Below are 865 nucleotides of genomic sequence, written 5' to 3' on the forward strand. Positions count from 1 at the left end.
GTTCAACGCCCAGCTCTCCTATGACGAAGGTAAGAACTTCGGCGTCGCGGCGAACGTTGCCTATGAAATCGTCAAGGGTCTCAAGGTCACGGCCGAAGTCGACTATCTGCATGTCGGCGAAGACACCGTCACCAACTGGACCGGTGCCGACAAGCGAAACAGCATCGGCGGCGTTCTTCGCTTCCAGCGCTCGTTCTAACGATCACCTTTTAACCACAGCGTTGGCAGCGCTCGGCTGCGTACGCTGTGGCTTCCCCACCCAGCCTGCGCTGGCTTATGCGATACAAAAAAGCAGATCGGCGGTGGTTAAGGTCTTCGCCCCCCCTGGACCGAAGCGTGCCAGCCGATGCGAAGGGCGCCCCTAAGAGGTGCCCTTCGCAGCTATAGCCATCGTCCCGATCCCGCCAGAGAGGGCGATGGATCAATAAGCTGGGCGTCGTCCAGTCCGGAGAGGTTAGCCGGCCTCACAAACATGCCTCAGTTGTGAGCGCAGTTGGGCGGGCTTTCGGCGGGCGTCTCTGTGTGAGTTGTCGACAAACAGGCCGACCAACCAAAGCCCCTGCTCGGCACTCGATGTAACAGGATCATGTCGCTTCGTTTAGCCATTTGCATCAGTTCAACATCGGCGGCATCATCTATGGCGCGCCGGAGTTCGATGGCGACGGCCTCTCCGCCGATCGCATCTTCGAGGCGACGGAACTCCGGATGGTCGACTTCGTCTTTCCCTACGATTCCGACGAACAGACCGTCACGATCCTTTATGAGTACGACTTCGGCGACAACTGGCGCCATCTGCTCCGTCTGGAACGCCTTCCGCGCGAGGAAGGCGTCACTATCCTCGCTGCGTGGCTGGTGACCCCACCGG

The 865-nt window shown here is 59.9% G+C and carries 1 protein-coding gene and 1 pseudogene; both read left to right on the forward strand.

All coding sequences use genetic code 11. The features are described 5' to 3' along the window. A partial coding sequence (locus tag EN780_RS35605; RefSeq protein WP_189557064.1) for a porin occupies positions 1–199 on the forward strand: 199 nt, incomplete at its 5' end. Positions 200–600: 401 nt separating this feature from the next. Continuing rightward, positions 601–865: pseudogene (locus EN780_RS35610) on the forward strand (plasmid pRiA4b ORF-3 family protein); the annotation flags it as partial.

The organism is Mesorhizobium sp. M4B.F.Ca.ET.089.01.1.1 (genome assembly GCF_004022605.1).
GTDB classification, from domain to species: domain Bacteria; phylum Pseudomonadota; class Alphaproteobacteria; order Rhizobiales; family Rhizobiaceae; genus Mesorhizobium; species Mesorhizobium abyssinicae.